At 41.0% G+C, this 9,042-nt stretch carries 5 protein-coding genes and 1 tRNA gene; 1 reads left to right on the top strand and 5 read right to left on the bottom strand.

From position 1 onward, the window contains the following. From ACT3S4_RS12370 to ACT3S4_RS12350, 5 genes are all read right to left on the bottom strand, one after another. Nucleotides 1-432 (bottom strand): hypothetical protein (locus ACT3S4_RS12370; protein WP_444761158.1); only part of this gene is annotated, 432 nt, incomplete at its 3' end. Nucleotides 433-868: 436 nt separating this feature from the next. Continuing rightward, nucleotides 869-2,341, bottom strand: a complete 1,473-nt coding sequence (locus tag ACT3S4_RS12365) for a tyrosine-type recombinase/integrase (protein ID WP_201616608.1) — start codon at nt 2,339-2,341, stop codon at nt 869-871. A gap of 212 nt (nt 2,342-2,553) precedes the next feature. Then, nucleotides 2,554-2,629: transfer RNA gene (locus ACT3S4_RS12360), tRNA-Arg, on the bottom strand. Nucleotides 2,630-2,696: 67 nt separating this feature from the next. Further along, entirely contained in the window at nt 2,697-3,479 is a 783-nt protein-coding gene (locus ACT3S4_RS12355) for a hypothetical protein (protein ID WP_444761157.1), read from the bottom strand. A 69-nt stretch (nt 3,480-3,548) separates the two neighbouring features. Then, nucleotides 3,549-4,070: a hypothetical protein gene (locus ACT3S4_RS12350; RefSeq protein ID WP_201581311.1), complete on the bottom strand. Its 522-nt coding sequence runs from the start codon at nt 4,068-4,070 to the stop codon at nt 3,549-3,551. Between the two features lie 457 nt (nt 4,071-4,527). Here ACT3S4_RS12350 and ACT3S4_RS12345 point away from each other — a divergent pair, with 457 nt between their 5' ends. After that, nucleotides 4,528-8,997, top strand: a complete 4,470-nt coding sequence (locus ACT3S4_RS12345) for an exodeoxyribonuclease V subunit gamma (RefSeq protein WP_444761156.1) — start codon at nt 4,528-4,530, stop codon at nt 8,995-8,997. Nucleotides 8,998-9,042: the final 45 nt, after the last annotated feature.

The following is a 9,042-nucleotide window of genomic DNA, read 5'->3' as shown; positions in this document are numbered from 1 at the left end:
ATTTAATATTTTATGAAAAATTTCACGTTTATTCTCAATATCATCTAAAGATTCATCAATTCTAATAAAGTTGCTTTCTATATATCGGTTCAAAGCATACTGATCTATATCAACATTATGTATCTCAGGGTCATAACCTTCTGAATATTTTTTTATATTTTTAAAAAAATGCTCATCATCAAATTCAAATTTCGTATCTACATAGTTTTTAGCAAACACTTCTACGCTATCTAAAAAGAAAATGTTATTTCTTTGCTTATGGATATGGCATGTTTCATGCTCTAGAATTCGTCTAGCTATATCTATAGTTCTTGGCTTAGATATAGTCTGTTCTATAGCATTATTTGCGTTTTTAAAATTCTGCTTTGTTAAAAAGTTTTCAAAAGATTTTTTGTTTGAAGAGATGGTGGTTGATTGATTATTGGAGTTCATAGATTATGCCTATACAATAGTTAAGATCTATAGAAGATATTTATGAAAGTTATATGCTTTTTCTTACTAATTTTTTAATATAGTCAATACTAAATAAAACTGATATTGGACATTATAACGCGAGACTGGCACAAATTTTCCTTGCTTCCTTGCTTCCTTGCTTCCTTGCTTCCTTGCTTCCTTGCTTCCTTCCTTGCTTCCTTGCTTCCTTGCTTGCTGTGCCTACGCCGACAGAGGCTACGAAAAATTCCTGCCAGTCATGCTGTATCATTTTTATATTGAATTTACTATACTTTAAAAGTAAATTCGTTCTGTCTTAAATAAAATTTCTATATGTGACTGCGTGACAAAGCATGTAGAATTCTAGTAGCCGGTAAGTTTATCAGGGACGTATGACTTTAATTTAATATTATTTTGACATGTAGGAAAGCTGTAATTAGTTTGATTTAATTTGTTTAACGATCTGTATTAATAGATCAGGCGACACACCTTGTGCTTGTAAGCTTTTTATTAAAACATCTTTATCATGCAAAGCTATATCGACTGCTTGCTCATCACGACTACGCATTTTGTTAGTAATTTCATCTGGCGTCATTAAGTCAAAATTAACAGCCTTGCCAGCTCGAAGATCATCTAAATGATTTGCCCATTGATTCATCATCATCTGTCGTTCTGCTAAATGTGCAGACAAGTCATAGCGCTTTTTGACACTAGACTGCTTAAGATGGGCTAACTGTATTTCTATTACATCCTCACTGAATTGCATTTCATACAATCCTGTGCTGGCAAGCTGTCTAAATCCATGCCCAGTCATTTCAGGGTAGGGATCACCTGTGTAACCCATGCGTTTCAGAGCTTGATTAAACCAAGCCTCACTATAAGGTTTATTCTTTCTGAAGTTATAAAATACGTAACCCGTTTTTTCTGTCAAAGGTCGCATACGCTCGATAATGGCCATCGCTTGTGATGACAGCGGAATGATGTGGTCTTGACGCATTTTCATCTTATGAGCCGGTATACGCCACACATTTTTATGATAATCAATCTCCGACCACTCAAAAAACCTTAGCTCTTTCGTTCTAACAAAACAGAAGGTCATCAGCTGCATGCCAGCCACGGTTTGTTCATGGGCATTCGGATGATCTGCAACATATTTATCAATATTATGTAATAATTCAGAAAGTTGATGCTGCTCGACCGCTTTCATACGCTTAGCCTGATGAGGTCTTAAAGCTTTATTACGACCATGAGCGACATTAATGATATCGTAGCCTAACGTATTAATAGCATATTCAAAAACTGAGCCAATTAGCTCAACACACTTACTTGTAGTATCGGCTGTCCATTTGCCTTGTTTTTCGAAGTAGTTTTGAATTTCTAGACCTGTTTTGATAACGTCTTGTGCAGTAATAGAGGCAATAGGATAGTCACCGATATGAGGTGCAATATGCCTATTTAGATAGTTGTGAAGTTTTTGAATATTCTTAGAGGTAGTGGTAGATTTTTCGTCAATATAGCTCTTGGCAATCACTTTAAATAAGTCTTTTTGCTCAAAATTATTTTTTTCATGATTTTTGTGCTCAGTTGGGTCAATGCCATCACTGAGGAGCGCCTGAGCTTTATCGCGTGCCAGCCGAGCCTCTTTTAGTGACACCTCTGGTTTAAATGTAGAGCCAATGATTTGCTTGGCAGATTTATAAATACCGATCTGATAAGTTTTTTGCTTTGGCTTAAGGTCTTTAGGGGATTGATAGCGATAAGTCACCTGCCAAAACAGTGAGCCATTTGGGTGTTGTATAAGATATAGATTGTTGCCATCACCATGGCGCGTGACTTTGGTCGGTGTGGATTGTTTGGCGATGGCTTTCACGCCAGCGTCAGTTAGACGGTAGTCTGTTTTTCTTGTCATGGCTTATACCTCTAGGCTCTCGGAGGTTTAACAACAACCTCACTGCATAATTAACAACAAAAAATGATGTTGTATGCTATTTAACAACTTATTTAACAACATTGTAGAGGTGCTAGCAGGTAATAACAAGTAATCAATAAAGACAGCTATGTATGCGTATAAGGGGTTTAAAGGGATTGAGGTAATGCGAGGTTATGTCTAAATACAATGATTGGTGCGCCCACCAAGACTCGAACTCGGATCGATCGCTTAGGAGGCAACTGCTCTATCCTGTTGAGCTATAGGCGCATTTTGGAATAACATTGTAGGAAAAATTGCTCATAAAAGCAATCAACAAAATATAAAGATTTTATGATTAATTGCCATTACTCAAGGCGTCAGCGACATTCACAGTGTTGGCATTTGATGCTTCTTGTGTACGTGATGTTGGATTAAATAAATCATTTACACTGTTTTTATAACCTTCAATATTATAATAATCGTACTTTGCTAATATATCTTGTCCGGTACTCGAAAGTAAAAAATTACGGAAGTTAATAGCAGCAGTATTTTCTGTCAAGATAACCCCTTCAAGCGCTTGCTTGTCTCTCAGTGCATAGCTGAAAGAATTTAGGGTACGTGCCTCTGCATTGTCAGTCTCAGCAGCATCTACTTTTTTATCATCAGTATTGCTGATATTTGCTTTGTCTTGGTTTATTTTATCTTGAGCCGCTTTTAGCTCTGCTTGTAACGGTGTGAGACGGTCTGCAGATAGACTGTCGTTAGCGATGATCATGTCTATATCAGCGCCTAATTCTGAGCGTTTATCATGGCTAGGATTGGCGTTTGATAATGTTAAGAGGTCGCTGGCGGGTACATAACTTGGCACAACCTGCACATGAGGATAACGAGATTCGAAGCTAACGATGATATCGTCCAAGGGTGCTTGTAAATCCTCTTCAGCCTTTATATACAGCGTACTGTCGGTGAGGGTATTTACCTCGTCTTGAGTGGTGGCTGACGACTCATTTGCATTTGCCATGATCGGTAGGGGATCTATATTTTTACGGTTACTGCTCCATAACCACGTAAAGATTGCAATAAAGATTATCAGCAGCAGTAAAATTAGCCCAGCCAGTAGCAGCTTGTAGTCTCTCATATGTTACTGCTCTTCTCTTAATGGGTTTGTGTCAAGTTTACATAAAATGCGGTGTGTGACGTATGATTTTTAAAGCTGTTGGTGTAACACTTCATCTGCTAAGTCCGCAAGCATATCTGCAAAAACATCGGTTTCTGAATCAGGTAAAAGTTTTTTCTCGCTATTATTCTTATGACCAATTGTACTATTTTGATTGGATAGCACAGGTTGATCGTTTGAGGGGGAGGTAACATCATTGTCAATGGCTTTTATTTGGTGTGCAGCCAATGGCGATTCGCCCATCGTAAGCTTGTCTTTAAGCCATTCAAAACCATGGGCTTCCCACCATGCTTCAAAGCGTGGCAGTGTGCTCCCACGCACTGCGACAGGCAGATTCAATGTTCGCAGTTTTTGTGCAAGTATGGGGTCGTTAATGGCTTGATGGATGCTCAAATAAAGCGAGCGACTGTCATCAGTATAGGGCTGTCTGTTTTGCCACGATCTGTCGTCAATTTTCATACGTGGCAATTGCCACAATTCACCGCGATAGTATACAACATATAGACGTCGTTTAGGATGAACGAAAATGGCATCAATGGGACGCAAGGGCATAGTATTAAGTTATTCCGTTAAAAAAGGGTTATGGACATAAAAATTACAGCAATTAATCTGACAACAGCACTGACTTCTCTATTCGTAAATATGAGACTTATCAATGCGACACTATCTGTCGTAAGATATTATAATAGTGGCACATATACTAGTAAACGATAGCTATCGATGGCACACTAATCAGCAGCCTATTTTATGATTGTTATAAATAATCACTGATGATGCAATGATAGTTAATCGTTGTTGTCATTTGCATCGTGTTTATGACAGCCATGCTAGCAGAAATACATTGTAGTAACGACCGCGAAACATAGATTGGTGAGTATCCTTCGTGGTATTCCTTAGCAGCCATCAATATGCATTAGAGAGTTAACGCAAATGTTATTCCATTTCAGGCATTCACGACCGTCTACATCACACTATCACTCATATTATAACTTCAATCAGACTATCCTCTATGTTTACCATTATTCAATCGCACCGCACCGAAAACCTTGTTGATCAACTGCTTGTGCAATATCAGTCTAAGGATCAGCCTGTTTTTGAGCCTTTTATTGTTATTGTGCCGTCAATGGTATTGGGCGATTGGTTGGACAAAACCATTGCCAGTCGTGCTGGGATTAGTACCTTGGTACGTACTAAGTTTTGGGGTCAGTATCAGTGGACGCTCATGCAGGATGTGTTAACCCGCCATAACGCGTATTTGTTAGAGAATGACCCTGAAGCGGCAACCCTAAATGTGCCAGAAGTGGCGGTGTTGTCACCAACGGTCATGCAGTGGCGATTGTTTGGGTATTTGACTTACTATCAAGAGTCGATTGTTGCAGATGAGAAACACCCAGTCAATCCGCTATTGGCATCTTTGATTGATGACCCACAGGCAAGTGCTCAACAAGACAGCTTACAACAGGATAAGGCGCAACAAGATGCCCGTATTTGGCAGCTGGCAAGCGATTTGGCAAGAGTGTTTAACCGCTATTTGACTCACCGTGAGGATTGGTTGGCGTTATGGTCGTATAACAAACCGCTAAATGTAGATGAGTTGATAGCAGATAAAGATGCACTGTCACTGCGTTTTGATAAATATGCGCGCGGCACGCCTGAATGGCTGGTGGAGCATTATGTTGAGTTAGAGGCGGCGCAACGATTTTTGTGGTCGCATTTGTTTGCTGACGTTCATCTACACCGTGTGGCACTTGAAGATGTCTTCTGGTCGGCTTTGAAAGATAATAAGGCGAATGAGCGTGCTCAGTTGCCCAAAGTACTGCGCATTTTTACCATTCAACAGTTGCCACAGACCGAGCTTGATTTTTTACAGCGCTTATCGAAGTACATGAATATCACGCTATTACATTATAATCCGTCAAAGCTGTTTTGGGCCGATATCGTCGATAAATCATGGTTACAGCGCCAACAGATTATTAACCCTGAAAGCGTGTTTTTGCGTGATTATGGTCACAGTTTGCTATCACGTTTAGGCAAGCAGTCGCGCGATGCTTTTGCCATGCTTGCCAACTTGTCGGGTAATGAGCAGTACGACGATGCACTGGTTGAATGGCAAGATAATTTTGATGATACGCTGAGCATTGGTTCTAATAATGGGGTTGCTGCTGAGTATATCTATGATGCTAGTAGCGCTCAGAATAGTCCAAGTTTGTTAAAGCGTTTACAGAACGATGTGTTAATGCTTGATGAGCAATCGACTCAGCAAGCAACGGCTGCTACAGTCTCGCAAGCGGTAAGCCAGCAAATAGAGTCAAGTTTTGATGAGGATAAACAAGAGACAGCTTGGTATGAAGATGAAGCGTTAGAGAATAAGCGTTTTGAGATAGACCGTTTTTGGGCAATTTCTTCCCAAGATAATAGCCTAAGCATTCATTCGTGTCATAGTTTGCAGCGTCAACTTGAAGTGCTGCGTATCATGATTGGGCGCTGGCTAAATGAACCTATCAAATCTGGTGAGAAAAAACGCCATATATCTGACATCGTGGTGTTACTACCCGATGTTGAGCGTCATCATGCGCTGATTAACTCTATCTTTGTCAATGGTAGAGGTCAAGATGGTTTGACCTTACCTGCTAAAGTCACTGGTGTTGTCGATGCCGATATTCGGCAGTTATGGGAAGCGATTATTGGTTTTTACAAGCTGTTAGGCAGTCATAGTGCTCGTTTTGAAGCAGCCGAGGTCCTAGACTGGTTGATGCTGCCTCCTTTATTTGAAAGTTTTGGGCTGACTCACGAACAAATGAGCCGTGGTTGTGACTTGTTGGTAGAGGCGGGCTTTATCCGCGGGTTTGATGAGCTGCATCTTAAGCAAACCTTAGATATTAATGACTACGATTACCGATTTAGCTTTGCACAAGCATTAGACAGATTGACCTTAGGTCTGGTGATGCCAGAGGCCGAGTTGAGCGATTGTTTATATCCTTTAGATGAAGATGAATGGCCAAGCACTGCCTTACCAGAAATGAGCTTGCCACTGCCGCAAGTGAGCTTAAATGATGCGTTGATCGTTGAAGCGCTTTGCCGCATTTATACTGGCTTGGTCGCACGACGCAATGACCATACACAAAAAATGAAAGCGGAGGATTGGTTGGATCAGATTGAGACCCAAGTCATCCATCGCTACTTTGGTGATGTTGATCAAACGCGTACGATGCGCGCCATATATAACGCAATGAACGGCTTTAAATCAGGTTTGCGAGCTAACCGCCACTATAGACAGTACTCTAGTGGTGATAGCGCCAATAGAGAGGTTGAACAAAAGCTGTCAGGTGTAGAGCAATTACCCCTTAAATTAAGCTTTATGTTAGACAGTATCGAAAACGAGCTTGAAAGTCAGCAAGTCAGTGCGGAGCCTACTGGTGTGATTACTTTTGGGCGATTTGGGGCGCTCAGGAACGTGCCTTTTGAGCTGGTGGTGATGCTCAATATGGATCTCTCAGAGTTCCCTGGGCGTGATCGTGATAATAGATATGATTTGATGAAAGCGACTAATTCACGTCGCGGTGACAGAGTCAGTGAAGATGATGATAATGGGGCATTTTTAGATGCACTGCTGTGCGCACGTAGTGCTTGTTGGATGTTCTACAACGGTCAAAGCCTGACGGACACTCATGAGCATCTGCCAGCCAACCCAGTGAGTGAGCTATTACAGTTCTTACAAGGCGAGGTGCAATGGCAAGTGAATTCGCTGGATACATTGCCTGAGAATATTGACCCAACCACCGAGAGTCTCAAACGCTATTTACCTAAATTGATTAAGCAGTGGCTAGTAACTGAGCATCCTGCATTGCCTTTTCATGAGAGTCTGTTCGAGACAGAAATTGAAGGCGATAATGTTTTTGAGCAAGCGTCTACTGATATCGAAGACAAGGATCAAAACAATAGCCCTGTCAATACGATTGATGAGCTGGATGCTTTATTGAATACAGCGATGCGTAAAACTAAGCTGGCTCAGAAAAAACAGTTTCCACCTGCGCCGCTTTGGCAAGCTGTGTTTGATACATTGAAAGGGCGAGTGGCTAGTGAGCCTATGCAACTGGTTGGCTTACCCACAAGAGCACAGTATGAGTCAATTGCTCAGGTTCTAGGTCAAGGCTTGGGACAATTAGGTCAAGTGGACAATAAAACCTTGTCTGCATTGGCTGATATGCTAGCGCTAGATACGGTTGTTAATACTAGCAATGTCAGTAGCATGACAGAGGCGCTCATCCAGAATTTATCTGATACTGTGTTTGATATTGGAGAGATAGACATTGAAGGGGTGCTGGCTTACCAAGTGCGCCATCCTGCCAAAGCGTTCTTACGGTCCCAAAAGGTGCATGTGGTACAAGGTGAAGAAGCGCTGTCGCAGCAAGAGCCATTATTTCTAAACAGTTTGACTACTTATCAAATAAAAGACCATTTGATTAAGCAATTGGTCGCTGATGAGAATAAGGCCAATGGTGGTGATACAATCGCTGAAAGTTCCACTCCAATCCTGATGTATCAAAAAATTATGCCCGCTGGTGTCGCTCGCCAAACTACATTACCCAATCAACAAAAGAAACTACAACAACAATGCGTGGAATTTAAAGAGCAATTAATAGCTAATGATTTTGGCGAAAATATTGTACCCAATGAAGATGGGATAGAGGGTACGACAGGTTTGCAGCTACTAACGCCAACCGCCGAGCATCCTGTTCAGGTAGAGCTAAAAAATATACTTAGTAGCACTGACAACGAGTCAAGCAATCAGACGAATATAGAGGATATAGAAGCACTGCTTAAGCTGTTGCCAAAAGTCATTAAGATCAAAGGTTCAGTACCTATATTGGCGCCCATATCAGTTATTCAGGCGGGTATGCCTTATGCTCAGCAATCACCCAAGCAGTGGTTAAATATATTGCCCAATTCTGCCAGTCCTAGGCATTTACTCAAGTTTTGGTTATCACATTTGTATTGGCAAGTGGCCAGACGTACCACTGCCGAGCAAGCGGCATTAAATGATGGGGTGAGTATTTGGCGCTTTAATAAGCCTAGCTCGCAAGTCAAAAAGTACGAGAAAGTAATCGCATTTAAACTAAGCCCAATTGTCTATGAAGATGCTGTGATTGAGCTGATAAAATGGGCTGTTTTTGGTAAGTTAACAGGTCTAGTACCTATCACGTTATTACCAGAATATGCACTCAATTACCTAGATCAGTGTTCAAAATCTGAAGATAGTGAAGGCAGTAGTTATTGGCCAAAACGAGCAGACTTTTCAGATTGGTTACGATCTGGCTATCATACAGACACAGTATATGATACTTGCTCTCAGCATGCCATTTGGCAATATGTACTACGTGACCAAGATGCATTCAAAGCACTATCAGCGGCATTGACTACCTTGGCTCAACCATTATATGAGCCGATGTTTACTGCGTTAATTGACTTAGATGGCTAGCTAGCCATTTAGAATAATCGATTTCTGCTTTCATGATCTAATAAA

Source organism: Psychrobacter sp. AOP30-A2-5 (genome assembly GCF_052378115.1).
In the GTDB taxonomy this organism is placed as follows: Bacteria; Pseudomonadota; Gammaproteobacteria; order Pseudomonadales; family Moraxellaceae; genus Psychrobacter.
Note: the sequence above shows the minus strand (reverse complement) of the source record. Positions and strands in the feature narration are given on the sequence as shown.